The sequence below is a fragment of the Pseudomonas extremorientalis genome, from assembly GCF_001870465.1.
Taxonomy (GTDB): Bacteria; Pseudomonadota; Gammaproteobacteria; order Pseudomonadales; family Pseudomonadaceae; genus Aquipseudomonas; species Aquipseudomonas extremorientalis.
In genome coordinates this window covers 60,889-85,603 of the sequence record NZ_MDGK01000060.1, presented here as the reverse complement: position 1 = coordinate 85,603, position 24,715 = coordinate 60,889, and the positions used below count along the sequence as shown (strand labels likewise).

Below are 24,715 nucleotides of genomic sequence, written 5' to 3'. Positions count from 1 at the left end.
GGCTGATTACTCCTGCAGCTGCAAAGCCCGCTGCTTGAGCTTGCGCTTTTGCTCGAACGGCAGCTTCTCATCATCCCCATACGGCGCGCTGTACCAGTTGCCATAGGTCGGGTTGGGCAACAAGAACCAGCGTTGCCCCAACCAGTTCACATAGGGCTCCACCGCCTTGCGCTGATCCGCGAGGGTGTTGTGGTCGGCCTGCACGAAATCCCCCAGGGAATCCCCGGCCATCAATAACACGCGGGCATGGGCCGCGACCCATTGGCGGCGGCAGTTCTTGCCGTAGCCGGCGCTTTCGCAGTGGCCGGTGGGGGTGCTGGCGGCCAGGACCTGTTGGTCGCTTTCAACCGGGAAACCGCGCAGGCGCAGGTTCTTCACCGTGGCGGCGACCTGGCTGTGTTCGCGGTTGGTCAGGTAATACACCTTGATGCCTTTTTGCCGGGCTGCCTGCAGGAACGCCACGGCACCGGGCAAGGCCTGGGCCCTGGCCTGGTCGACCCAGGTGTTCCAACGGTCGTAGGAATAGACCTGGTTGTTGACCACATCGCGGGCGTTGAGCGGTACGTTGTCCAGCAGGGTTTCGTCGATATCGACCACCACCGCCGGCGGTAACCCGTTCAGGTTGCGTGGGGGAAAGGGCAGGGCATCCCAGGTGGGATCGGCCAACGCCACGTCAAGTTGACGGGTGGCATTGGCGAAGAGCTGGCGGTAAATCAACTCATGCTCGATGGAGGTCTGGGACCAGAGCACGGCATCGAGTTGGTCATTGGCCGGCGGCGTTTGTTGGCAGCCCGCCAGCAGAAGCAGGCTGGCGAAGATCAGGTTGCGCATGGGCAGTCTCGCAAGTGAGGAGTGAATGGGCAGCACGTTAGCGTAATCACGGGCGCCATACAGGCATGATGTGTTCATCAATCGCCCAGTGGGGTTGGCGAGGTCGCAAGCATATGCCACCCACCCATCGCACATGGCTGGCGTGATCCAGCCAGTTGGCGTCACCGTTCAACACGGTCTGCCCCAGCGCAGTCAACGCCAGCACCTGGCGTGGCCAGTCCAGGTGCGTCTCGGTGGCGGTCAGTAAAGGGTTGTCGCCATCGATCAGCGGTCGCAACAGCGCATGAAACATCATGTCCCCCAGGAACGGCAGCGGTTCACGCTTGGCCATCAGTTCGGCGAACACTCGACCGAATGGCGTTGGCCCGTTCTCGGCGAGGTACGTCAGGGCCAGGCGCTCGGTCAGCGACAGGCCGTCGTGCAGGCCGGGCAATTCCTGTAATTGACGCAACAACGCCGGGGCAAGCAACGGCAAGGCGGTGTGGCTGTCGTGGGCTATTTGCGCCCATCTGACTGGCGAGCTGTCGCAGTACGCCGACCAGGCCTGTTTGGCCAGTTGCACGGCGTCCTCCTCGAGCAAGCGCCGTTGCGGCCATAGCCACGCCAATACATCCGGCGCCAGTTGGCCGATGCCGATAAAACGCTGCACGCCGGGAATGCGGTCCACCTCGATGAGCTCCAGTTTGTGCGGCACCTGTTCAAGACCGGCGAGTGCGCGGATCAGGAACAGCTGGTCATAGGCATCCGCTTCGCACCACAGCACACTGTGGTCGGCGCTGGCCAATGCGTCGAGGTGGTCATATTCAACGTCGACGCGACGAGCTGCATCGGCTTCATCGATGGCGAAGGCCTGGCTGATAAAGGCACTGCGCAGGGCGCGGAACGCCTGGCGGGGCAAATCGCGGACCGGGCCCATGCACAGCGGGTCGGCGAGCATCCGGAACTGCCCTTTGAACCCCGCCAGTTGCAGGCTGTGGGCAATGTCATTGCCGCAGCGCCAATGGGTGGTACGGGCTTCATCGCTGGCGGTGAAGTCGGGGTGGCGGGCGGCGAAGTCGATGGCATCGATATGGGCCTTGAGCTTTGGCCAACTGCTGAAACCCAGCTGCCTGGCGATTGCCCATTGGGCCAGGGACAGGGTAGCGTTCGGGTTTTCGGCTTTCAGGCGTGGCAGCAGTTCCTTGGCACGCTTGCGCTGTTGCTCAAGGTTGAGGCGGCCATCGGTGTTGAGTGGTTGGGACATACGATCTCCTTGCACAAACCTTTTCCGCTTCAAGGTGGGGAGTCGTAGAAAAAGAGGGTGTTGCAGTGTCCTGGGCGCAGCCCTTTCCGCGGAAGGTGGCGTAGAGAGCGCCAGGCGGGAAATATAGGCAGTGCCGCGCTCGTTTGCAAATCAGTGTTGCGCGTCTGGCGTGTGATCAACCCAATGGGTCTTGATCCCCTTCGCCCACGCCACCGTGTAGAAACAGCTCAGCAATACAATCCCCCACTGTTCGGCATTGATGGATGACCAGAACCAGAACGGCTGGCCCGCCATGCCGAACAGGCAGGCGTAGCGGCGCACTTTCAAGCGTTTGCTTTGGCTGAACCAGATGGCAACGACGCCGAGGGCGGCGATCATGATTTGGGCAATCACGGGGGGCTCCTTGAATGGGAAAAGGCAGCCTTGGCGCAAGGCTGCCAAGGCATTACTTGTCCTTGCGCGCATCCATGGTCTTCTGATGCTCAGCCAAAAACGGCTGCTCTGCCGGATCAAAGCGGTCGATCCCGGCGGTAAAGCGATGCCAGTAGGGGTACAACGGCTGGCGACGCGTCACGGCTTCGATGCGTGAAGATTGTTCCTGGGTCAGCTTCAACTCAGTCGCAGCGAGGTTGTCGCGCAAGTGTTCTTCAGTGCGAGCGCCGACGATCAGCGAAGTGATCCCCGGTCGATCCTTGAGCCATGCCAGGCACGTGCGGGCTACCGAGACACCGTGTTCATCGCCGACCGCCGCAAGGGTTTCGATGATATCGAGCGCCCGCTCCTGATCATGCACATAGGGTTCCGGCCAACCGCTGCCCTGGCGGGTGTTGGCGGGCGGCTTGTGACCCCGACGGGTAGACCCGGTCAACAGGCCTTCGCCCATCGGGCCCCACACCAGTGTGCCCACCGACTGGTCCAGCGCCAGTGGCAGCAGTTCGTACTCGGCCTCGCGGGATTCCGGGGTGTAGTAGATCTGCTGGGTGACAGGTTTGAGCATGCCGTGCAGTTCGGCCTTGCCCAGGGTTTTCATCATCTGCCAGGCGGTGAAATTGCTGGTGCCGAAGTAGCGTATTTTCCCCGAACCTACCAACAGCCGCAGCGCTTCGAGGGTTTCCTCGATGGGGGTCATACCGTCCCAGTTGTGCAGTTGATAGAGGTCGATATGGTCGGTGCCCAAGCGTTTCAGGCTGGCTTCGCACGCGCGAATCAGATGGTAGCGCGAAGAACCGGAGTTGTTGGGGTTGTTGTCCACCGGGCTGCGGCCCTTGGTGGCCAGCAGGATATCGTTGCGTTTGGCGCCCAAGGCTTTGCCGACGACTTCCTCGGCCAGGCCGTGGGAATAGAGGTCGGCGGTGTCGACCATGTTCACACCCGCGTCGAACGCGATATCGAACATGCGTTTGGCCTGGGGGACATCCACCGATCCGCATTGCTCAAACTCGGCGCGACCGCCGAAGGGCACGGTGCCCAGGATGATTTCGGATACCAGCAGGCCGGAATGGCCCAGTTGTCGGTATTGCATGTCGCCTCCTCGGTAACGTTGAATCTAAAGCTCTGAGCCACACCGGATGCGATAGTTTGAATTTTTTGCATGAAATCCTGGCGAGTGTGCCTCACCATTGCATCATCCGGATTGAGAGGAACACCGCGTCCATGAGCGCACTGATTGAAACCCGCGCCCTCACGCGCCTGGACGAGCGTCGCCAGGTGCCGTTGCTCCAGCCCACCGATTTCAGCCTGCAGGCCGGCGACCGGGTGTCGATCACTGGCTCATCCGGCTCCGGCAAAAGCGTATTCCTGCGCGCACTGGCGCTGCTGGATGCGCCCACGTCCGGGCAGATCCTGTGGAACGGCGAGCCGATCGGCAACGCGCAGATTCCTCACTACCGCTGCCATATCAGCTACCTCTCCCAACGTCCGGCGCTGCTCGACGGTACGGTGGAAGACAACCTGCGTTTTCCCTACAGCCTCAAGACCTCGCGCAAGCGCAGCTTCGACCTGGCGACGGTGACCGCACTGCTGGGCCACGCCGGCAAGACGCCGGACTTTCTGGCCAAACACGCCGCCGACCTCTCAGGCGGTGAGTCCCAGGTGGTCTCGCTGATCCGCACCCTGCAACTCAACCCCGAAGTGCTGCTGCTGGACGAGCCCACCGCCGCCCTCGATCCCACCTCGTCCCGCGAAGTGGAAGCGCTGATCGACGCCTGGTTTGCCGAGGACAGTTCCCGTGCCTGCATCTGGGTCTCCCACGACCTGGACCAGGCCCGGCGCATGAGTGACATCCACTTGCAGATGAGCGCCGGTGTACTGAGCGGAGTGGCCCAGCCATGAATTACCAGAACCTCACCGCGCTGGACATGGGCATTGCCGCCTCGCTGATCCTGATCAATGGCGCGCTGTCGCTGCTGTTGCGCCTGGGCCTGGGCCGCCAATTGCTGTGGGCGGCGGTGCGCACGGTGGTGCAACTGCTGGCCATCGGTTACCTGTTGGGCTGGGTCTTCGAGTTCGCTTATTGGTACGTGGTGCTGCCGCTGATGTGCGCCATGACCCTGATCGCCGGTCTCTCCGCCGCCGGGCGAGGACGGCGGACTTACCGGGGCCAGCGGGTCGACAGCATCCTGTCGGTGTGGGGCAGCTCATGGCTGGTCACCGCCGTGGGGCTGTTTGCGGTGATCCGCATCCACCCCTGGTACGAGCCGCAGTACGCGATCCCGATCCTTGGCATGATCCTCGGCAACACCCTGACTGGGGTCTCCCTGGGTATCGAACGCATGACCCAGGAACTGACCTCGGGGCGCAACACCATCGAAATGATCCTGGCCCTCGGCGGCTCACGCTGGGAGGCCGCGCAGGACGCCATCCGCCAGGCGGTGCGCGCCGGCATGATCCCGACGCTGAACCAGATGACGGTGGTCGGCATCGTCAGCCTGCCCGGCATGATGACCGGGCAAGTGCTGGCGGGAGAAAGCCCGGTGGATGCGGTGCGCTATCAGATCGTGATCATGTTCCTGATTGCCGCGTCGTCGGCGTTGGGTACGGTGGGGGCGGTGTTGCTCACTTACCAGCGGTTGTTTTCTGCGAGCCATCGGTTTTTGCGCGACAGACTCGAGGAACGCTGAGCGGTATTGTTTCACTGGGTGAAATGCTCGATTGTAGAGCGTGGTGATTCCAACGTCAGGGGCCGGCGGTAGAGCATGTGCGGCGTTGCCATCCCATTCTCTTGGAGCCTTTCATGATCAAACTCTATGGTTTCCCGTTGTCCGGCCACTCTCATCGGGTCGAGCTGATGTTGTCCCTGCTGGGCTTGCCCACGGAATTTATTCTGGTGGACCTCAAGCAAGGCGCCCATAAGTCCTCGGACTATCTGGCCACGATCAACAGCTTCGGCCAGGTGCCGGCGATTGATGACAACGGCGTGGTGTTGGCCGACTCCAATGCGATTCTGGTTTACCTGGCCAACACCTACGGCAAAGGCCAGTGGCTGCCAAGCGATCCGGCAGGGCAGGCTCGCGTGCAGCGCTGGCTCTCGGCCGCCGCCGGTCAACTGCACGTCGGGCCCGCGTCGGCGCGGTTGGCCACGGTGTTTGGCGCGGACATCGATACCTGCGTCGCCATTGCCCGTTCCCACGCCTTGCTGAAACTGATGGAGACGCAACTGAGCCAAAACCGCTTCCTGGCCGGCGAGCAACCGACCATCGCCGATGTCGCTTTCTACACCTACACCGCCCATGCGCCGGAAGGCAATGTGTCCCTGGCCGACTACCCTCAGGTGCGTGCCTGGCTCGCCAGCATCGAAGCGCTGCCGGGATTTGTCGGCATGCCTCGCACAGCCGTGGGCTTGCAATCCCACTAACGCGAACCCTGGTTGTGGTCAGTGAGCCTGTTGTGGCGAGCGAGCTTGCCACAGGGGAATAGCGATATGCAGTTGCTTGAGAGGAGTGCCGATGGACCGATTTCATGAAATGCAGGTGTTCCTGGCGGTGGCCGAGGAGGAGGGTTTTGCCGCCGCCGCACGCCGCCTGAACACCTCGCCACCCAGCGTCACCCGGGCCATCGCCGCCATGGAGGAACGTATCGGCACCCAACTGCTGGCGCGCACCACCCGCAGCGTGCACCTGACCGAAGCCGGCCAGCGTTACCTGGAGGATTGCCGGCGTATCCTGGCAGACCTCGATGAAGCCGAAGAAGCGGCGGCCGGCAGTTACTCCATCCCCTGCGGCCACCTGACGGTCACGGCGCCAGTGCTGTTTGGCGAGCTGTATGTGGCGCCGGTGTTGGGGGAGTACCTGGACCGCTTTCCGTTGGTGAACATCAATGCCTTGCTGGTCGACCGCGTGGTCAACCTGGTCGACGAAGGCGTCGATGTCGCAGTGCGTATCGGTCATCTGCACGAGCCGGGCCAGCAGGCGATCAAGGTCGGCGAAGTGCGCCGGGTCGTCTGTGCAGCGCCAGCCTATCTCGACCAGCACGGGCGACCCGAGCACCCGTCGCAGTTGCGTGAGGCCAAGATCGTCACGTCATCGTCGAGCCAGCTGGTGAGTGGCTGGGAGTTTGTCGACGCCGGCCAACCCTTGACCGTGCCCATCGAACCGCGCCTGGTCGTTACGGCAAACAATGCCGCGATCAACCTGGCGCGCCTGGGCTGGGGCATGACGCGGGTGCTGTCCTACCAGGTCGCAACGGCGGTGGCAGCGGGCGAGTTGGAGATCGTCCTTCAAGCGTATGAGGCCGAGCCGTTGCCGATCCAGGTGGTGTTCCAGAAAAGCGGCCGCGTGCCGGCCAAGGTCAACACCTTTGTCGACTTTCTCAGCCATCGCCTGGGCCAGGACGCCGCCCTGAACCCTGCGATGAAACGGCGCGGTTGATGGAGCGCTATCGCGATATGCAGTTGTTCGCCGCACTGGCCGGACACTCGAGCCTGGCCGGCGCAGCGCGCAGTGCGCAGGTGTCCGGGCCGACTCTGGTCCGTGCGGTGGCCCGCCTGGAAGCGCGCCTGCGCGTGCCATTGCTTGAACGCAGCACGCAGGGCGTGAGCCTGACCGACGCCGGCAACGCGTACCTGGCCGATTGCGTGCGCCTGCTCGCCGCCGTGGACGCCGCCGAAGCCTCGGCCAAAGGCTTGCATGTGCAGGCCCAGGGCAACCTACGGGTGTTTTTGCCCTTTCTGTTCAGCGCTCATGTGATGGCGCCGGTCTTGGCCGACTACCTGGACCGTTATCCCGAGGTGAGCCTCGCGGCGCACTACCACGACTATTATCCCAACCTGCACGAAGAAGGGCTGGACGTGGCGATCCTCGTCGGTGAGTTGCCCGACTCGTCGTTGATCGCGCGGCCGGTGGGGCAGGTGCGGCATATCCTTTGCGCCAGCCCCGGTTATCTGGCGATTCACGGTGAGCCTCAACGCCCGGACGACCTCCAGCACCATCGGCTGATCGCCACTGCCGGCCAGGTGCATTGGGATTTCCAGGGCTACCCACTCAAGGCCCGTGCGCGCCTGGGCTGCGCCACGGTGCAGGGCGCGATCAATGCAGCGGTGCATGGGGCGGGGGTGATTCGCTGCCTGAGTTACCCGGTTCACGAGCATTTGCAGAGCGGGCAATTGCGTCGCCTGTTGCCGGGTTTTGAACAGCCACCATTGCCCGTGCACGTGGTGTACCGCGAAGGCCGCAACGCACCGATACGCGTGCGCAGCTTTGTCGACCACTGCGTGGCGGCGCTGCGTGAACATCCGGCATTTCAACTGGCGTAACAGTGGATTGCCTGGCGTGGTGATTCCCTGGGTGGCGAGCAGGGCGCAGCATCGGGCTATCCAACATGAGGTGCTTGCCATGAACCTGATCGAACCATCGCCCTGGCATGCCGGTGAACGGCACATGCAACAAGCAGTGGGTGTCGCCGAGCGCATGGCCGTGGTCGGGCCCAAGGTGATCCGTGATCATTTGCCCGAACAGCATCGGGATTTCTACCCTTTGTTGCCGTACCTGATGCTGGGTGTGGTGGACGAGCAAGGCATTCCCTGGGCGACGCTGCTTGAAGGCGCCCCGGGCTTTGCCCACTCGCCGGACCCGCAGACCTTGCAGGTCGACAGTCTGCCGTCGGCCAACGACCCGGCCCGCAACGCCTTGCGTGAAGGTGCATCCATCGGCCTGCTGGGCATCGACCTCAACACCCGCCGCCGCAACCGCATGAACGGGCATATCGGTGCGCTCGATCACGAAGGCTTTTCGGTCGACGTGGTGCACACGTTCGGCAACTGCCCCAAGTACATCCAATTGCGGCCGGTGGATGCCATCGCACGCAAACCCGGCAGCGTGGCCGAACGTTCCAGCAGCCTGGATGACGCGGCCCTAGCGCTGATCCGCAATGCCGACACCTTCTTCGTCGCCAGCTACGTCGAGGTGGACGGCCAGCGCTCGGTCGACGTTTCCCACCGCGGCGGCAATACGGGTTTTGTGCGGGTCGAAGGCAACGTGCTGACCATCCCCGACTTTGCCGGCAACCTGTTCTTCAACACCCTGGGCAATCTGCAGGTGAACCCGGTGGCGGGGTTGTTATTCATCGATTTTGAATCGGGGGATGTGCTGCAGGTGGCCGGGCGCACTTCACTGATCCTCGACGGCCCGCAAGTGGCGCTGTTCGAGGGCGCCCAGCGCTTGTGGACCGTCACCGTGGAACATGTGGTGCGGCGCCCGGCGGCGTTGGCGTTGCGGTGGCAGTTCGCGGAGTTTTCGCCGTTCAGTCTGGCGATGGGAAGTTGGTAGCCAGCACCCCTCGATGATCCCCGATATGTTGCGGGATGTTGAACCGCCGGATTGAACGATTGCTTTGGGTTAGCCTTGTTTTCCTACCGACAACAAGGAAATGTCATGCAGAGAACGGTCATTAATCCCACAACGGTATTCAACGCCCTGCAATACGGCTTCAGCCAGGCCATGGAAGTGCCGGAGGGTCGGCGCATCATGCTGTCCGGCCAGGTGGGTGTCGATGCCGACGAGCGCACCGTCGGCCCGGGTATTGCGGAACAGACCGCCGCCGCTTTGGACAACATCGAAAAGGTGTTGGCCGAGGCAGGCGGTGATTTGTCCCATGTGATCATGTTGCGGCTGTACATCACCGAGTCCGCCCGTGACCAGCAGGAGCCGATCGCGCAAGCGCTGCGCGAACGCTTCCCGCACAACCCGCCGCCGTCTTCGTGGATTATCGTCAGCGGGTTGTCGTTGCCGGATTGGTTGATCGAAATCGAGGCGGAGGCGGTGATTGCGCAGGCGTAGATACAGTGAGGGCTAGGGGCACGTGAGCTTACTGTGGTGAGCTGATTTGTTGGGTGAGCAGGCCTACTGCGGCAGTCGGGCTTGCGCTGACGTCCCACGCGCCGCCCAGCGCTGTATACAACTTCACTTCCGCCACCAGTTGCGCCAGGCGATCGACGATCAACGCCTGTTGCGAGCTGAACAACGTACGTTGCGCATCCAGGAAGGTGAGGTTGCTGTCGACGCCACTGCGGTAGCGATGCTCGGCCAGGTTGTAATACTGCTGGTTGGCCGCGACGAAATCCCGTTGCGCCTCCAACTGGTCGGTATAGGTCTGCCGCGCCGCCAGGCCATCGGCGACTTCCTGGAAGGCGGTCTGGATCGATTTTTCGTACTGCGCCACGCTGATGTCTTTTTGCAGTTTGGCGTAGTCGAGGCTGGCGCGCAGGCTGCCGGCGTTGAAGATCGGCAGGTTGATCTGCGGCTGGAACGTCCAGCTGCCCGAGCCGCCCTTGAACAGCCCCGACAGTTCGGTGCTGGCGCTGCCGGCGTTGGCGGTCAGGCTCACCGACGGGAAAAACGCTGCACGTGCCGCGCCGATATTGGCGTTGGCGGCGCGCAACTGGTACTCGGCCTGGAGGATATCCGGGCGGCGCTGCAGCAAGTCCGAGGGCAGGCCGGCCGGCACGCGGGCCACCAGGTCGGTGGCGAGTGGACGCGACGGCAATTGTTCGTCCACCGGGCCGCCCACCAGCAGGGCGAGGTTGTTGAGGTCCTGGGCGACCTGGCGCTCATAACGGGCCACGCTGGCGCGGGTGCTTTCGACGCTGGTGGTGGCTTGCACCACGTCCAGCGCCGAGGCTTTGCCGGCGGTTTTGCTGCGGCTGGTGAGGCGCAGGCTATGCTCGTTGGCCACCAGGGTTTGCCGGGCCAGGGCCAGCAATTCCTGGTCGGCACGCCAGGTCAGGTAGGCATTGGCGACGTTGGCGACCAGGCTCAATTGCGCACTGCGCCGCGCCTCTTCGGTGCCCAGGTAGGAGAGCATGGCCTGTTCGCTGAGGCTGCGGATGCGGCCGAACAGGTCCAGCTCATAGGCGCTGATGCCCAGGGTCGCGGAATAGCTGGAGGTGATGGCGGCCTTGCCGGTGCCGGTCACGTCCCCGGGCACACGCCGACGCTGGCCGGCGCCGGTAGCGGACACCGCCGGGAACAGGTCGGCACGCTGGATACGGTACTGCGCCTGGAACGCCTCGACGTTCAACGCAGCCACGCGCAAGTCGCGGTTATTGACCAGCGCATCGCCAATCAACCCTTGCAGCGCCGGGTCGTGGAACAGCTGCTGCCAGTCCGATGTGCCGGACTGCGCCAGCGCATACACGCCCGCCTGGGGATACTGCGCAGGCACGGGCGCCGCAGGCCGTTGGTAGTCCGGGATCAGCGAACAGCCGCCAAGCATCCAGGCCATCGCAAAGGTACTCAATTTATGCATCAGGCGCCCACCATCCACTTGGCCAGACCGTGCCTTCCACTCACGCCCAACTTGGCGGCGGCGCGCTTGAGGTAGGTTTCGATGGAGCTGTTCTTCACGCTGAGTTTCTCCGCGATCTGCGGCACGGTGCCGCCGGTCAGCAAGCCGAGGCACACCTCTTGCTCGCGCGCCGACAAGGTGATGTCGCCCAGGGACAGGCGCTTGTAGAACTCACGTTGCAATTGCGATTGCTCCAGCATCGTGTGGGCCGGTTCGACCTCGGTGTGCGGTGCCTGGCGCAGGCTCTGGGCGTGGCACTCGATCAGCGGCAGCAGGGTGTCCGACAGGCACTTGAGAAACGACAACTCGGCCAGGGAAAACCCGCGCTGGGTCGGCGGGCGATAAAACGAAATCACACAGCGCCGGTTGCCCTGGCGCGACACCAGGTTGCACTGGTGCGAGGTGCCACGCGGGTCTGCGCTGTTGGCCTTGGCCTTCAACTGGATCAGCAGCGGGTCCTGCATGCCGAGCATTTCGCGCAACAGCGGGTGGTCGTCCATGGAATTCAGGGCCAGGGGCGGCAGGTCCTGCGTCTGGCCGGCGCTGCCCAGCAGCGTGATATCGAGCATACGGTCGCGTAGCTCGTCGAGGGTCCATTCGCTCAGATCCACCAGGTGGATCGGCACCCACTTGTCCACCAGGTGCAGCATGTGGGCGGCAAAGCCCGGGTGGCCACTGCTGGCAATCAACTCGCCCATTTCGGCGTAGAAATGGGGGCTTTGGGTGTTGGCAATACTGCTGGTCAAACTCATAGCCTTCTCATCCTTGATATCGAAAACCGTGTACAGACCCTCTGGGCCTCTGCGGGGCGATCCGTTGCTCACACACCAGAGTCGGTATTCGAAAGTGTATTTAGCCAGTGGATTTGTCCTACGTATGTAGCGGAAACGTGGGACATAACCTGCCATAAAAACCGCGTCATTAATTCGACGTTTCTGACAGGTAATTCCCACTACGAATAGCCAATGGAGATTTTTATGTTTAAGTAACTATTTGATATATAAGTAAAATATTGTTTTTAGAAAGCATTCGCATAAAAAAGCATCGGCCAGATATAGCCAATGTCCTACAACTCTTTAATCGTTTCAGCAATGAACCATCAGCCACGCCCAGTCTATCCATTCGGATGTCCGGGTTTAGGGTGACAGACAGCCCCTGGCCCCCATGCTCCAATCCGGCCCATTCGTCGTAATGGGCACCCCTGCGCGGCCAGTGCCTGACCTCCATGAGAAGGATCTTATGAAGCATTCACCCAGCTTCCCCCTCACCGCCGCCCAGCAGGACATCTGGCTCGACCAACTGCGCGCAGGCGACTCGCCGCTGTACAACATCGGTGGTTATGTGGATTTTGCCGGCGCCATTGACCCCGGCCTGATGCAGCGCGCCGTTGAATGCCTGGTGGCCAGGCACGATGCGTTGCGCACGCAACTGCACAGCGACGCCGACGGCCTGCCTCGCCAGACCTTCGCTGCCACGTTGGCTGCGGACCTGGCGCTGCATGACGTTTCCAAGGCTTGCGATCCGCAGGCCGCGAGCCACGCCCTGATGCAGGCGCAAATGGCCCTGCCTTATGCGATGCAGGGTGCGCCGTTGTTCCGCTTTTTCCTGGTCAAGCTCGACGACGATCATTACCGCCTCGGCACCCAGGCGCATCACCTGATCCTCGATGGCTGGGGCTTCGGCCAGATGCTGCAATCCCTCGCGCAGCTGTACACGGCCCTGGCGCAAGACCGGCAACCGGACTTGCCGGCGCCGTCCTACATCGATTTTATCGACGCAGACCAGCACTACCACGCGTCAGCCCGTTATGCCCGCGACCGCGCCTATTGGCTGGACAAATACCGCTTGATTCCGGAGCCGCTGCTGACCCCACGGCACACGGCCAAGGCCGCGAGCAATACCTTGGTGCAGGCGTTTCCGGTGGCACTGCTCAACCGAATGGAACAGGTGGCCAACCGTTACCAGGCGTCGGCGTTTCATGTACTGCTGGCGGCGCTGTATGTGTATTTCACCCGCACCGCCCAACGCGAAGAATGGGTGGTGGGGGTGCCGATTCTCAACCGTTCCAATGCACGGTTCCGCTCCACCGTCGGGTTGTTCACCCAGGTCAGCGCCGTGCGCTTGCAGTTTGATGAGCAGTCGCCGTTCAGCGCGGTGGTGCGTGGGGTGCGCGACCAGCTCAAGCAGGACTTCCGCCACCAGCGTTTCCCCCTCAGCGAGATGAACCGTGAGTTGGGCCTGCGTCGCAGCGACCGCGGCCAGCTGTTCGACCTGTCGGTGTCCTTCGAGCAGGACGACCATGAACTGCGCTACGGCACGACAGTGGCCCGTGCGGTCAAGGTGTCCAATCATCACGAGCCGCTGCCCCTGGCCCTCCACCTGCGCAGCAACCGTTACCAGGACACCGCTTGCCTGCATTGCGTCTACAACGAGGCGTACTTCCAGCACGATGAAGTGGCGGCCCTGGCGCAGCGCTTGACCTGGCTGCTGGAACAGGGGCTGGAAGACACCGCGCTGACGATCAGCGATTTTTCCCTGGTGACACCCGCCGAGCAGGCGCGGTTGCAGCAATGGAACGCCACCGACCAGCCTGTCACCCAGCCACACACTCTGCACGCGCGCATCGAAGCCCAGGCCGCGCGCGCACCGGACGCCGTGGCGGCGGTGTACCAGGGGCGGCACCTGAGCTATGCCCAACTCAACCAGCAGGCCAACGCGCTGGCCCATCAACTGCTGGAGCGCGGCGTGCAGCCTGACGACCGGGTGGTGATCCTGGCACGGCGTGGTCTGGATACGCTGGTGGGCTTGCTGGCGATCCTCAAGTCCGGCGCCTGCTACGTGCCAGTGGACCCGGCCCATCCCGCCGAGCGCCTGAATTACCTGCTGCAAGACAGCGACCCGGTGGTGGTGCTGACCCAGCACGATTTGCTGCATCGTTTGCCTCAGTTGACGGTGCCGGTGATCCAGCTCGACCGCCCGACCTTCCACCTGGGCACCAACCCCCGCGTCGCGGTCAGCCCCTCTCACCTGGCCTACGTGATCTACACCTCCGGCTCCACCGGTTTGCCCAAGGGCGTGATGGTCGAGCACCACAGCGTCTCGAACCTGGTGGACTGGCACTGCCGGGCCTTCGACCTGCATGCCGGCAGCCACACCGCCAGCGTCGCCGGTTTCGGTTTTGATGCGATGGCCTGGGAGGTCTGGCCGGCGTTGTGCGTGGGCGCCACGCTGCACCTGCCGCCGGCCCATGATGGCGCCGAAGACATCGACGCGCTGCTCGGTTGGTGGCGGGCACAGCCGCTGGACGTCTGCTTCCTGCCGACGCCCGTGGCCGAATACGCCTTCAGCCAGGGCCTGCACCACCCGACCCTGCGCACCCTGCTGATCGGCGGCGACCGCCTGCGTTCTTTCACCCAGGCGCAGTCCTTCGCCGTGATCAACAACTACGGCCCTACCGAAGCCACGGTGGTCGCCACCTCCGGCCCCATGGCCGTCGGCCGGCCATTGCATATCGGCGCGCCTGTCGCTAATGCCAGGGTGTATGTGCTGGACGCGCAGCAACGGCCGCTGCCCATCGGGGTGGCAGGGGAACTGTACGTGGGCGGCAAGGGCATCGCGCGGGGTTACCTCAAGCGTCCCGAGCTCAGTGCCGAGCGATTCCTCGACGACCCCTTTACCCAGGGGCGCATGTACCGCACCGGCGACCTGGTGCGCTGGCTGCCGGACGGCAACCTTGAGTACCTGGGGCGCAATGACGACCAGGTGAAAATCCGTGGCGTGCGCATTGAGTTGGGCGAAATCGAAACGGCCCTGGCCACGCATCCGCATATTCAGGACGCCGTGGTGCAAGCCCGCGAAGGGCAGTTGCTGGCCTGGTTCGTGCCCCGTGAAGTCGTGTCGATAGAAGCCTTGCGCGCCCACCTGCAAGCATCGCTGCCCGACTACATGCTGCCGGCTGCCTACGTGCAGTTGGACGCGTTGCCCCTGACCGCCAACGGCAAGCTTGATCGCAAGGCGTTGCCCGCACCGACCCAAGAGGCGTTCGTCACCCGTTTGTATGAGGCGCCGCACCTCGGTGTGGAAAGCGTACTGGCGCAGATCTGGGCCGAGCTGTTGCAGGTGCAGCAGGTTGGGCGCCACGACCACTTCTTCGAACTGGGCGGGCATTCGTTGCTGGCCGTGCAATTGGTGCAACGCATGCGCCAGGTCGGGTTGCATGCCGATGTGCAGGTGCTGTTCGGCCAGCCGACCCTGGCGGCCCTGGCGGCGGCAAGTGAGCTCAGCGACGTGGACGCCCCCGACCTGGCCGAACTCGACCCTGCCAGCTTTGATCTGATCGTCGCGAGCATTCCCGGCGGCGTGGCCAATGTGCAGGACATCTACCCGCTGGCGCCGTTGCAGGAAGGTTTGCTCTACCACCACATCACCGATGAGCGCGATCCGTATCAGCAGCAGGCGCTGTTCAGCTTTGCGCAGCGCGAGCAGTTGGACGCGTTTGCCCAGGCCCTGCAACAAGTGATCAACCGCCACGATATCCTGCGCACCAGCCTGGTATGGGAGGCCCTGGAGCAACCGATGCAAGTGGTGTGGTGCCAGGCGCGATTGCGTGTTGAACCGTTGCGCGAGGACCCTGCGCCGCTGGATTTGCGCCAGGCGCCGCTGATGGCCCTGGACTATGCCGAAGAGCCGCAGCACTCGCGTTGGGTTGCGCGGCTGCGTTTCCATCACCTGGTCAATGACGCCACCTCGACCACCATCCTGATGCAGGAAATCCGCGCTCACTTGCTCGGCCAACAGGCGCAACTACCGGCGTCGGTGCCGTATCGCAATGTGGTGGTGCAAGCCCGTTCGCCGGCACGTCAAGCGGCGCACGAGGCGTTCTTTCGCGAGCAGTTGGGCGATGTCGACGAGCCGACCCTGGCCTTCGGTCTCCAGGAGCGCCAGGCGGATCGGGCGCACACCGAAGAAGCCGAACGTGGCTTGAGTGACAGCCTCAATCAACGTTTGCGTGCCCAGGCGCGTGGTATGGGAGTGAGCACCGCCAGTCTGTTCCACCTGGCCTGGGCCCAGGTGCTCAGCCGTATCGCCGGCCGCGATGACGTGGTCTTCGGCACCGTGCTGCTCGGCCGTTTGCAGGCGGGCGAGGGTGCCGATCGCGCCCTGGGCATGTTCATCAACACCCTGCCGCTGCGGGTGCGCCTGGCCGGGCGCACGGTGACCGAAGCTCTCACGCATACCCACGCACGCCTCAGTGCCTTGCTTGCCCATGAACAAGCCTCCCTGGCGCTGGCCCAGCGTTGCAGCGGTGCGTCGCCATTGTTCAACAGCCTGCTCAACTACCGCCACACCGACGCCGAGCGTGACCTGACCCTGGTGCCGGGCATTGCCTTGCTCAGCAGTGAGGACATCCTCAGCTACCCGCTGATGCTGACCGTGGACGACACGGCCAACGGTTTCCGGATCAAGGCCAAGGCGCCGCAGCAAATTGGCGCCTGTCGGCTGCTCGACTACCTCGAAACCACACTGATCAACTTGGCGGACACGCTGGACCAGGTGCCACAGACACCTTTGCGCGACGTTCAGGTACTGCCCGCCGGCGAGTTGAAAACCCTGCTGGTGGACTTCAACGCGACCGACACCGACTACCCCGACACCTTCACGGTGCAGGCGCTGTTCGAAGCCCACGCACGGCATATCCCCCATGCCATCGCCGTGCAGGCCGGCGAGTTGCAACTGACCTACCGCGAACTCAACGAACGCGCCAACCAACTGGCCTTCCACCTGCGTGAGCGCGGTGTGCAGCCGGACGCCCGCGTGGCGCTGTGCGTCGAGCGTGGATTGGAGCTGGTGGTGGGCCTGTTGGCCATCCTCAAGGCCGGTGGCGCCTATGTGCCGCTGGACCCGGGTTATCCGCGCGAGCGCCTGGCCTACATGCTCCACGACAGCCAACCTGTGGCGCTGCTGGTACACGCCGCCACCCGTGACGTGCCGGGTGACGTGTCTATCCCGGTGATCGACTTCGACCACTGCGCCTGGAGCCAGGCACCTGTCGGCAACCCGCTGGTGCCAGGGCTGAGCGTGGCCAACCTGGCCTACGTGATGTACACCTCGGGCTCCACCGGCACGCCCAAGGGCGTGATGATCGAACACCGTGGCCTCGGCAACCTGATGCACTGGGGCTCGCAGCTGTGCCCCAATGCCGAGGGCGGCGCGCTGTTGCAGCGGGCGCCGTTCAGCTTCGACGGTTCGGTGTGGGAGCTGTTCTGGCCGCTCTCCAACGGCATGCGCCTGGTGTTGGCACGGCCCGATGGTCATCGCGAACCGGCCTATCTGGCGCAGGTGATTCGCGAGCAGAAGATCACGGTGATCAAGTTCGTGCCGGCGATGTTGCAGCAGTTCCTTGAGCTGGAAGAGTCCGCGCTGTGTACCAGCCTCACTGATGTGCTGTGCGGCGGTGGCGAACTCACCGAAGCCCTGGCTCGTGGCGTGCAGGCGCGCTTGCCCAAGGTGCGCCTGCATAACGTCTACGGCCCCACCGAAGCCACGGTGGACAGCAGCGCCTGGACCCTGGAACCCGGCGCGCCGGTGCCGGCATTGCAGTTGCCGATCGGGCGGGCGATCAACAACACACGCCTGTATGTTCTGGATGAGCACGATGCGCCGGCGCCCATGGGCGTGAGCGGTCAGTTGCACATCGGTGGGGTCGGCGTGGCGCGGGGTTACCTGGGGCTGCAGCAGATGACCGCCGAGCGTTTTATCGACAGCCCGTTCGTGGCCGGAGATCGCCTGTATCGCACTGGCGACCTGGTGCGTTACCTGCCTGACGGCAATCTGGAGTTCCTCGGGCGTAACGACTTCCAGGTCAAACTGCGCGGTGTGCGCCTGGAACTGGGGGAGATCGAGTCACGGCTGCTGGTGCATCCGGCGTTGCGTGAAGTGGCGGTGTTGATTCGCGATGAACGCCTGGTGGCGTACTTCACCGTGCGTGCCGAGGCGCCGAGCCCGGATGCGTTGCGCGCCCATGTGCTAGAGCAATTGCCGGAATACATGGTGCCGGCGGCGTTTGTGCAGCTCGACGAATTACCGCTCAACCCAGCGGGCAAACTCGACCGCAAGGCCTTGCCGGAGCCGGGGTTGGGGGCGGTGGTGAGCCGAGCCTATGCCGCGCCGGTCGGAGCCGTGGAGAGCTTGATGGCCGGGATCTGGGCTGAGGTGCTGAAGTTGGAGCGGGTGGGGCGACACGATCATTTCTTTGAGCTGGGCGGGCATTCGTTGTTGGCGGTGAACCTGGTGGCGCGGATGCGCAAGGCGGGGGTGGAGGTGGATGCGCGGGCGTTGTTCAGTCATCCGACGGTGGCGCAACTGGCTGGGTGTGTGTTGACGCAGGTGCAGCGGGTGGAGGTGCCTCAGGCGGCTATTCCGCAGTTGGGGCGGCGGCGGCGGATTTGACGGGGCGCCTCAGATCAAAAGCAAGATCAAGAGCGACTCGCTTCGCATCGTAAATACGCTGCTTTTGTAGTCATTACATGAATGAGCGAAGCCGGCGTTAGCGTCGCGCAGAGAGCAGGTCTTTAGCATTATGCAGTGCCGTTTGTCGGGTTCTTTTTTTCACGTCTGTAGGAATAAGTTCCGTTTTGCAAGATATACCTGCGGTGGTGTTGGATTTTTCGATTATTTGGATAGTTTCTAAGGTGTTAAATTTACATGGATTGATTTTTTGAAGCACGGTTGGTGAGGGGCCTGATATTTTTGGCAATGGTTGATCTTCCGAAGTTCGTGAGTGAAATTTCCTAAATCTAGTAGTTATATTTCCCGCATAAGATTTTTATTGTTGTTGCGATATTCTCACGCTGGGCTAGATTTGGTTTTATTGCTTGATGAAGGGCAGCTCAAAGTCAATGTATGCACAAAGCTGGAGATTTGAGATGAACAGTGAAGTGTTCGGAGCGCTTGTTTATAGTTTCGAAAGTGAAGAAAGTTTCAACCCGTACGCCGGTAATGCAGGTGCGTCAGGCATTCAAGGCGGGTGCGGTGGTAATGGAGGATGTGGTGGGGCGGCAGGTATAATGGGGTAGGTGGGGCCTGCCATAACTCCATAATAGAGCCTTCATCGACAGAAAAGTAAATTCAGTATTCACAGAAGCTTGAGTCGTCGATGCTCAGCTCTAGACTAGGCATGATGGTCCCGTTTTCGTGAGGTCAATCATGGACTTTTATTTCGTATCGAGGCCGGCTTTGCTAGCGGCGTTATTCATAAAAGAACAACTCAGAGAACCTGTTGCATTGTTTTGGACAGTGGTATCTCCAGTGGTTACGTATTATTTGCTTACCTACGCGCGTGCGCCACTGAGTGGTGAGGCCGTGGATTACCTGTCGAAGACTTCATGGTTTTACGCCTTTGTTTCCTCAAATGTTGCACTGTTCGGGCTTGCCTTTTACATAGTTGGTCGAAGGGAAAGTGGTTTTCTTCGGTCTTTTGTTTATACGGATCGTACGAAGGTTGTTTTTTTGATTGGGCAGTTTTCTGCATATTCAGTTGTTTCAATATTGTATTGCTCCGTATTTTATATACTCACCCGAATTTTTTCAGGGGAGTTTGATGTCGCGGAGTATCTTGTGATCGTAGGGCGATTTTATGTTTGCTTTCTTCTTTTTTCTATACCCGCGCTGTTGCTGACGCTTGTCCCATTAGGCTTTCAAAATGCGAGTACCCTCTTTTCAATTTTGTCCCTTACGATGTTGGCTCTCGGGATCATCAGTATGGGTCCAGTCAGTCCCGCATTAGCTATTGTCGGTTTTTTTAACCCGATGTGGTGGGCGAATAAGATTATGTTGGACGGCGTGGTTGAATGCGGTTTGGTTTTCTGGGTCGTTGCCATTTCACTTGTGTTTTTGTTTTTAGTGATGTGTCGTTATTTATTAATTGATCCTGTTTGGAGTCGTTATTGATGGCAAGGCTTCTCGTAGACTCTCTTGACGTCAGGTATGGAACTCATATCGTGTTTCATAAGGCTTCTCTGACAGTCACCGCCGGCTCCATATCAGGTCTTCTTGGCCCAAACGGCTCCGGCAAAACCACCTTTTTTGATGTGCTGTGCGGCCTGAAGAAAAGAGAGGGTGGTGAAATAAGCAGCGCCTTTTCCAAGCTGCTGTACCTGTCACAGATCATCAGCACACCCCCTGTATTTCGCATGTTCGACATCTTCAAAATGACCATGCTGTTTTGCTCCGACACCAGGGTCACCCAACAACATGCACTCGACAAAATCGAAAAATGGAGCCCCGGCATCGCAGAGCGTTACTGCGAGATCTGGAACAAAAAATCCGCACTCTGCAGCTATGGGGAAAAGCGTTGGTTTTTTACGTTGTCCCTGCTCTGCGCCAACGCGGACCTGGTGATACTGGATGAACCCACGGCGGGTGTGGATCCAGAGTTTCGTTATCACATCTGGCGTTGTCTGGAGGGGGCGGCGGCAGAGGGTGTCGCGGTGTTGGTTTCATCACACAACGTCGATGAAATCGTCGCGCATTGCGATGACTTTTACATGCTGAGCCAAAGGCGATTCAACCGTTTCACTGATGCGCAAGGCTTCATGGGCGCCTACGACGCCCAAAGCCTGGATGAGGCATTTATCCATGCCGCCAGCCTGCCAAAAGGATAAGACCGCTTCTATTCAGGCAAGGGAACGAACGCCACGTTGCCGTCCTGCCGTTTTTGAAACAAACGCTCGCCATTGTCCGGCTGGGTGGTGATGACCTGGTGATCCGCGCCCAAGTACGGCAACGGCGTCGGATCATCCTTGGAATACTGCGTGACGATGATCGTGCGCTGCGGGTCGAAGGCCTTGCCGCTGGTTTTCTGCAACCAGGCCATGAACGCCGCGCTGTCGCCCTGGCGCGGGAAGTCCTGGGACTCGGCCACGTAGTAGAACGGCTTGCCACCGTTTTGCAGGTACATCGGCACCTTGTTGTCCACTTCCACCAGCACCAGTTGCCACTCCTCCCACGGCGCGCTTTTGACGGCTTCAGTGCGCACGTCCTCGGCCAAGCGGGTGACGCCGCCATTGCCGTTGCTCCATGGATAGGCCACGCCAATGGTCAGCAGCATCAACAGGGCAGCGATGGCGAACCCTTTGCTCCAGCGCGGCCGGCTGGCGGGCCTGGCTTGCAGGCGTTCGCTGAGCCACCAGGCGCCGAGCAACTGGGCGAAGGGCACCAGTGGCAACACGTAGTAGCTGCGCCGGCTGCCACTGGCGGTGAAGAACACAAACAACAGGCCCAGGCCCCACACCAGCCATCGCACGTTGGGCGGGGTCTGGCGCCAGTGCCGCAGCGCCAGCCGCAGGCCGAGCAGCCAGCACGGCAGCCACGGCAGGGTGTAGGCGGGCAGGTAGATCAGGTAGGTGTAGATCGGCCCCATGTGGTCGAAGGGGTCGAAGAATCGCACCACGTTTTCGCGGAATACCAGGGCCAGGCCGCTTTGCCCATAGGTCGGCGCACCGTAGACATGCGACAGCACGAACGGCACGGCATACACCGCGGCGGCGATCAGCAGGGCGAGCACCAGGCGCAGGTTGAGATGCTGCTTGTAGCGCTGCTCGCCGAGCAGGTGCGGCAGCAGGACCAGGCCTGGCAGCACAAAGCCGATCAAGCCCTTGAACAGCGAGGTCACGGCGAGCAGCAGGAAAAACACGGTATAGCGACCCAGCCGGGTGTCCTCTGGTCCACGCCAGTACCACCAGACCGCTGCCAGCACGCCACACACCGTCAGCACATCCGCCGTGGCCACTCGCGCCCAGAACAGAAAGTAGAAGGTGGTGGCGAGCATCCAGCCGGCGATCAGCCCGGTGCCTTTGCGCATCAGTTGCTCACCGAGCAGGTAGACCAGCCACACGCTCAGCCAGGCGCCGATCACCGAGGGCAAGCGCAGTGACCACGGCCCGAGGCCACCCATCAGGTGGGCCGTGGCGGTGATCAGCCAATAGGAAGGCAGGGGCTTGTCGTAATAGGGCGCGCCCTTGAGGTAGGGGTCGAAGTAATTTCCGCTCTGCAGCATCTGCAAGGCGATGTTCGCCCAGCGAGTCTCCGGGCCCCACAGGTCGCGTGCGCCGAGGCCGGTGAGCAGCAGCAGCGCGGTAACGCCCAGCAATAGCAGCAGGGCGCCGCGCTCGGTCTTGCAGAATGTCGTCATCAGGGCAGGCTCGGGTAGATGATCAGCTCGAGATAACCCTTGTAGTAACGTTTTCCGCCGGGCGGCAGTTGCCCGGCTTCGCGCATTTCACTGGTGCTGTTGACCCGCAGCAGCACGCCCACCGAGCCGTGCTGGCGCGCATCCTTGAGCCAGGCCTGGACTTCCTCCAATTCCACCTTGCGGTGCACCGAGCCTGCATACTGCAAGCCGTAGCGCAGCTCGCCCTCGGTGTCGTACAGCGACACTTGCGGGCGTTTCAGGCGCCAGGCCAGGGCGCTGGCACTGCCCAGGTCGTTGCTGAGCAGGGCTTGGGTCTGTTGCAATTCGTCCAGGTGTTCGAGCACAAATTGGTCGGGCATTTCGTTGTCCGCGATCCACGACGGCATGCTTGCCGGCAGCAGGATCACCAGAACGCCGATACCCATTGCAGGCATTGCCCACAGCGTCAGCGGGCGAATCACTTGCAGCAGGTTGGCCAGAATCCACACCAGCAACACGATGAACGCCAGGGACAGGCTGAACATCTCGGCGTGGCTGTTGCTGTACAGCGGCCGGGCGATTTGCAGGTAGATCAGGCCGATCATGGCCGCCATGCCGATCACGAAGTTGAACAGGCCATTGAGGCAGATGGTGCGGGCTTTGCCCTGCTTCACCAGGTCGGTCAGCGTATGACCCATCAGCAAAGCCAAGGGCAGCAGGCACGGCATGATGTAGGTCGGCAGCTTGCCTTTGCTCAAACTGAACAGGCCCAGGGGCAGCAGTAGCCATAACGCCAGGAAGGTAATCGCCGGCTGGCGTTTTTCCTGCCAGGTCTTGTGCAGGGCGGACGGCAGCAGCCCGGCCCACGGCAGGCTGGAAACGGCGATGATCGGCAGGAAGAACCACCATGGCCGCACATGCTGGGCGTTGTCGGCGCTGAAACGGCGAATGTGTTCATTCCAGAAAAAGAAGCGCCAGAAGTCGGGTTCCTGAAGATGGATGGCCAGCACCCACGGCAGGCCCACCAATACCGCGACCGCCATCGCCAGCGGGCCATAACGCAGCAGCTCTCCCAGGCGGCGTTGCCAGAGCATGTATGGCACGGCAATCAGCACCGGCAACACCAGGGCCAGGAAACCCTTGGTCATGAAACCCATGGCGCAGGCGAGGCCCACGATGACCCAGGCCCCGAGGCGGCCGCGCAGTGTGGTGCTGTCGAGCGCAAACCACAGGGCTACCAGACTCAGGTTGACCCAAAGCGTGAATTGCGGATCGAGGTTGGAGTACCCCGCCTGCCCGGCGACCAGGCCGAAGCTCAGGTAGAGCAGGGCACAGGCGAAGCTCTTGCGCGGGTCATTCCACAGTCGACGGGCGATCAGGTAGGCCAGCAGCACGCTCAAGCCCGTGGTCAGCGCCGAAGCGATGCGCACGCCGAACAGGTTCTGGCCGAAGACCGCCTGGCCCAGGGCAATCAACCAGTAGCCGCCTGCGGGTTTTTCGAAGTAGCGGATGCCCATGAAGTGCGGCGCCACCCAGTTACCGCTCTGGAGCATTTCCTGGCTGATCTGGGCGTAGCGGGTTTCGTCCGGGATCCACAAGCCATGCAGGCCCAGGGGCAGCAGGTAAAACGCAACGAAGGCCAGCAATAACACCGGCAGGGGTTTTAATCGGGTCATGCAAACGTCGCTCCCTGACGCTCAGTGATGTAGGTTTCAAGTTGTGAATTAATAGTTGGAAAAGTCACAGCGTTCACGCAATTGCAGAAAATATTCATGATGTCCTTATTTAAAAGGCGCAACTAAACATGCCAGAACAGGGCTGTCTTTTTGCTGAACAGGGCGAGGGGTAAGTTAGTGAGTCTGTTTTAGCGCGGCGGGCCAATCCGGGTTGTTGACGATGCCCAGGATCTTCAATTTGCCGTTGGGCAACGCCTGCACGAACAACGCGCTGCCATATTCGGGGAACGCGGCATGGGGGAAGCCCTGGGTTTTTTCGAAGTCGGCGATGCAACCACTGTGGGTGACGAACACCAGGTTGCGTCCGGGGGTCTTTTGACTGAGCAATTCCTCGCCCATGGCCGTGCCGCAGATGGCCTGTTGGCCCGAGGTCAGCTCGTTTTTATCGAACATGAAACGCAGGGTCTGCGCCGTGCGGATAGCCGGGCTGGCAAGCACATCGCTGGTGTCCATCCCCATGGATTTAAAGGCATTGCCGAGTTTTTCGGCCTGTTGGCTGCCGTGCACTGTGAGGCCTTCCACCGGGCCCAGGCATGGGTTGGTGGAGCGGTCGCAGCGCTCTTCATGGCGCACCAGTACGATCAGGTCGCCGTCGCGCCACAGCGGCATCACTTGCGAGGTCAGCAGGCGGTCGCCGATGCCCAGGTCCCGTGGCGACGCCGGCCAGAACAGGCTGCAAACCAGCAACAGGCCAACCACCGCAAGTCCCAGCCAGAGTCGTTGCAAACGCTTGAAAAAGTCCCGGGGCGAGCGCGGTTTGGTCAGGGTAAGGTCAACCACTTCATTCACCATGGGCATTGTTGGCAGTGTTGTATTAGTTAGGCGCAACGTTTTAGCGAATGTCCTTAGTGGGACCAGAGGCTGTCACACGACGGCTGTCTTTTCGCTGAACACCTTGCATGTAAAAAGTTGTGAAAAAGGGCAACTAACAAGTTGCCGACAAGTGATGCTTGGTGG

General features: G+C 61.8%; 19 protein-coding genes. 10 read left to right on the top strand and 9 right to left on the bottom strand.

Going from position 1 to position 24,715, the window contains the following annotated elements:
* Positions 1 to 6 precede the first annotated feature (6 nt).
* The 4 genes from BFN10_RS26130 to BFN10_RS26115 all read right to left on the bottom strand — a co-directional run bounded on the left by BFN10_RS26130 (position 7) and on the right by BFN10_RS26115 (position 3,596).
* Positions 7 to 831 carry a 5'-nucleotidase, lipoprotein e(P4) family gene (locus BFN10_RS26130; protein ID WP_071492145.1) on the bottom strand — a complete coding sequence of 275 codons (825 nt, stop codon included), beginning with the start codon at positions 829 to 831 and terminating at the stop codon, positions 7 to 9.
* A gap of 46 nt (positions 832 to 877) precedes the next feature.
* Entirely contained in the window at positions 878 to 2,074 is a 1,197-nt protein-coding gene (locus BFN10_RS26125) for a DUF1835 domain-containing protein (RefSeq protein WP_071492144.1), read from the bottom strand.
* 150 nt (positions 2,075 to 2,224) lie between these two features.
* Entirely contained in the window at positions 2,225 to 2,467 is a 243-nt protein-coding gene (locus tag BFN10_RS26120) for a hypothetical protein (RefSeq protein WP_058426121.1), read from the bottom strand.
* Between the two features lie 52 nt (positions 2,468 to 2,519).
* A complete protein-coding gene (locus BFN10_RS26115; RefSeq protein WP_071492143.1) occupies positions 2,520 to 3,596 on the bottom strand; it encodes an aldo/keto reductase in 1,077 nt (358 codons plus the stop codon).
* A 131-nt stretch (positions 3,597 to 3,727) separates the two neighbouring features.
* On the opposite strand from BFN10_RS26115, the gene BFN10_RS26110 reads away from it, so the two are divergent.
* From BFN10_RS26110 to BFN10_RS26080, 7 genes are all read left to right on the top strand, one after another.
* The gene (locus BFN10_RS26110; protein WP_071492142.1) at positions 3,728 to 4,405 is read left to right on the top strand and encodes an ABC transporter ATP-binding protein; all 678 of its coding nucleotides are present in this window, start codon (positions 3,728 to 3,730) and stop codon (positions 4,403 to 4,405) included.
* A complete protein-coding gene (locus BFN10_RS26105; RefSeq protein WP_071492141.1) occupies positions 4,402 to 5,193 on the top strand; it encodes an ABC transporter permease in 792 nt (263 codons plus the stop codon). The genes BFN10_RS26110 and BFN10_RS26105 overlap by 4 nt, the downstream gene beginning before the upstream one ends.
* A gap of 113 nt (positions 5,194 to 5,306) precedes the next feature.
* Positions 5,307 to 5,927 carry a glutathione S-transferase family protein gene (locus BFN10_RS26100; protein WP_071492140.1) on the top strand — a complete coding sequence of 207 codons (621 nt, stop codon included), beginning with the start codon at positions 5,307 to 5,309 and terminating at the stop codon, positions 5,925 to 5,927.
* A gap of 91 nt (positions 5,928 to 6,018) precedes the next feature.
* The gene (locus BFN10_RS26095; RefSeq protein ID WP_071492139.1) at positions 6,019 to 6,939 is read left to right on the top strand and encodes a LysR family transcriptional regulator; all 921 of its coding nucleotides are present in this window, start codon (positions 6,019 to 6,021) and stop codon (positions 6,937 to 6,939) included.
* Positions 6,939 to 7,823: a LysR family transcriptional regulator gene (locus BFN10_RS26090; RefSeq protein ID WP_071492138.1), complete on the top strand. Its 885-nt coding sequence runs from the start codon at positions 6,939 to 6,941 to the stop codon at positions 7,821 to 7,823. The genes BFN10_RS26095 and BFN10_RS26090 overlap by 1 nt, the downstream gene beginning before the upstream one ends.
* Before the next feature lie 79 nt (positions 7,824 to 7,902).
* A complete protein-coding gene (locus BFN10_RS26085) occupies positions 7,903 to 8,835 on the top strand; it encodes a pyridoxamine 5'-phosphate oxidase family protein (protein ID WP_071492137.1) in 933 nt (310 codons plus the stop codon).
* Positions 8,836 to 8,940: 105 nt separating this feature from the next.
* A complete protein-coding gene (locus tag BFN10_RS26080; protein ID WP_071492136.1) occupies positions 8,941 to 9,345 on the top strand; it encodes a RidA family protein in 405 nt (134 codons plus the stop codon).
* A 28-nt stretch (positions 9,346 to 9,373) separates the two neighbouring features.
* On the opposite strand, the gene BFN10_RS26075 is transcribed toward BFN10_RS26080, so the two are convergent.
* Positions 9,374 to 10,813: an efflux transporter outer membrane subunit gene (locus BFN10_RS26075; RefSeq protein WP_071492135.1), complete on the bottom strand. Its 1,440-nt coding sequence runs from the start codon at positions 10,811 to 10,813 to the stop codon at positions 9,374 to 9,376.
* Complete coding sequence (locus BFN10_RS26070) at positions 10,813 to 11,604, bottom strand: helix-turn-helix transcriptional regulator (protein WP_071492134.1); 792 nt, start codon at positions 11,602 to 11,604, stop codon at positions 10,813 to 10,815. Before BFN10_RS26070 ends, BFN10_RS26075 begins: the two co-directional genes overlap by 1 nt.
* Before the next feature lie 487 nt (positions 11,605 to 12,091).
* On the opposite strand from BFN10_RS26070, the gene BFN10_RS26065 reads away from it, so the two are divergent.
* From BFN10_RS26065 to BFN10_RS26055, 3 genes are all read left to right on the top strand, one after another.
* A complete protein-coding gene (locus BFN10_RS26065) occupies positions 12,092 to 18,301 on the top strand; it encodes a non-ribosomal peptide synthetase (RefSeq protein ID WP_071492133.1) in 6,210 nt (2,069 codons plus the stop codon).
* A gap of 756 nt (positions 18,302 to 19,057) precedes the next feature.
* Complete coding sequence (locus tag BFN10_RS26060; protein ID WP_071492132.1) at positions 19,058 to 19,801, top strand: ABC transporter permease; 744 nt, start codon at positions 19,058 to 19,060, stop codon at positions 19,799 to 19,801.
* Complete coding sequence (locus BFN10_RS26055; RefSeq protein WP_071492131.1) at positions 19,801 to 20,514, top strand: AAA family ATPase; 714 nt, start codon at positions 19,801 to 19,803, stop codon at positions 20,512 to 20,514. The genes BFN10_RS26060 and BFN10_RS26055 overlap by 1 nt, the downstream gene beginning before the upstream one ends.
* 8 nt (positions 20,515 to 20,522) lie before the next feature.
* Here BFN10_RS26055 and BFN10_RS26050 read toward each other — a convergent pair whose 3' ends face one another.
* The 3 genes from BFN10_RS26050 to pmrG all read right to left on the bottom strand — a co-directional run bounded on the left by BFN10_RS26050 (position 20,523) and on the right by pmrG (position 24,550).
* Entirely contained in the window at positions 20,523 to 22,043 is a 1,521-nt protein-coding gene (locus tag BFN10_RS26050; protein ID WP_071492130.1) for an ArnT family glycosyltransferase, read from the bottom strand.
* Positions 22,043 to 23,698 (bottom strand): lipid IV(A) 4-amino-4-deoxy-L-arabinosyltransferase, encoded by a 1,656-nt coding sequence (arnT, locus tag BFN10_RS26045; RefSeq protein ID WP_071492129.1) that lies wholly within the window; start codon positions 23,696 to 23,698, stop codon positions 22,043 to 22,045. Before arnT ends, BFN10_RS26050 begins: the two co-directional genes overlap by 1 nt.
* A 174-nt stretch (positions 23,699 to 23,872) precedes the next feature.
* Positions 23,873 to 24,550 (bottom strand): lipopolysaccharide core heptose(II)-phosphate phosphatase PmrG, encoded by a 678-nt coding sequence (pmrG, locus tag BFN10_RS26040; protein ID WP_071492128.1) that lies wholly within the window; start codon positions 24,548 to 24,550, stop codon positions 23,873 to 23,875.
* Positions 24,551 to 24,715: the final 165 nt, after the last annotated feature.

Bases quoted from the DNA above. Each gene is read 5' to 3' on its own strand.
- BFN10_RS26110 (WP_071492142.1), top strand. From the start codon at position 3,728: ATGAGCGCACTGATTGAAACCCGCGCCCTCACGCGCCTGGACGAGCGT.
- BFN10_RS26065 (WP_071492133.1), top strand. From the start codon at position 12,092: ATGAAGCATTCACCCAGCTTCCCCCTCACCGCCGCCCAGCAGGACATC.
- arnT (WP_071492129.1), bottom strand. From the start codon at position 23,698: ATGACCCGATTAAAACCCCTGCCGGTGTTATTGCTGGCCTTCGTTGCG.
- BFN10_RS26070 (WP_071492134.1), bottom strand. From the start codon at position 11,604: ATGAGTTTGACCAGCAGTATTGCCAACACCCAAAGCCCCCATTTCTAC.
- BFN10_RS26080 (WP_071492136.1), top strand. From the start codon at position 8,941: ATGCAGAGAACGGTCATTAATCCCACAACGGTATTCAACGCCCTGCAA.
- BFN10_RS26100 (WP_071492140.1), top strand. From the start codon at position 5,307: ATGATCAAACTCTATGGTTTCCCGTTGTCCGGCCACTCTCATCGGGTC.
- pmrG (WP_071492128.1), bottom strand. From the start codon at position 24,550: ATGGTGAATGAAGTGGTTGACCTTACCCTGACCAAACCGCGCTCGCCC.
- BFN10_RS26095 (WP_071492139.1), top strand. From the start codon at position 6,019: ATGGACCGATTTCATGAAATGCAGGTGTTCCTGGCGGTGGCCGAGGAG.
- BFN10_RS26055 (WP_071492131.1), top strand. From the start codon at position 19,801: ATGGCAAGGCTTCTCGTAGACTCTCTTGACGTCAGGTATGGAACTCAT.
- BFN10_RS26050 (WP_071492130.1), bottom strand. From the start codon at position 22,043: ATGACGACATTCTGCAAGACCGAGCGCGGCGCCCTGCTGCTATTGCTG.
- BFN10_RS26085 (WP_071492137.1), top strand. From the start codon at position 7,903: ATGAACCTGATCGAACCATCGCCCTGGCATGCCGGTGAACGGCACATG.
- BFN10_RS26105 (WP_071492141.1), top strand. From the start codon at position 4,402: ATGAATTACCAGAACCTCACCGCGCTGGACATGGGCATTGCCGCCTCG.
- BFN10_RS26090 (WP_071492138.1), top strand. From the start codon at position 6,939: ATGGAGCGCTATCGCGATATGCAGTTGTTCGCCGCACTGGCCGGACAC.
- BFN10_RS26125 (WP_071492144.1), bottom strand. From the start codon at position 2,074: ATGTCCCAACCACTCAACACCGATGGCCGCCTCAACCTTGAGCAACAG.
- BFN10_RS26075 (WP_071492135.1), bottom strand. From the start codon at position 10,813: ATGCATAAATTGAGTACCTTTGCGATGGCCTGGATGCTTGGCGGCTGT.
- BFN10_RS26115 (WP_071492143.1), bottom strand. From the start codon at position 3,596: ATGCAATACCGACAACTGGGCCATTCCGGCCTGCTGGTATCCGAAATC.
- BFN10_RS26060 (WP_071492132.1), top strand. From the start codon at position 19,058: ATGGACTTTTATTTCGTATCGAGGCCGGCTTTGCTAGCGGCGTTATTC.
- BFN10_RS26130 (WP_071492145.1), bottom strand. From the start codon at position 831: ATGCGCAACCTGATCTTCGCCAGCCTGCTTCTGCTGGCGGGCTGCCAA.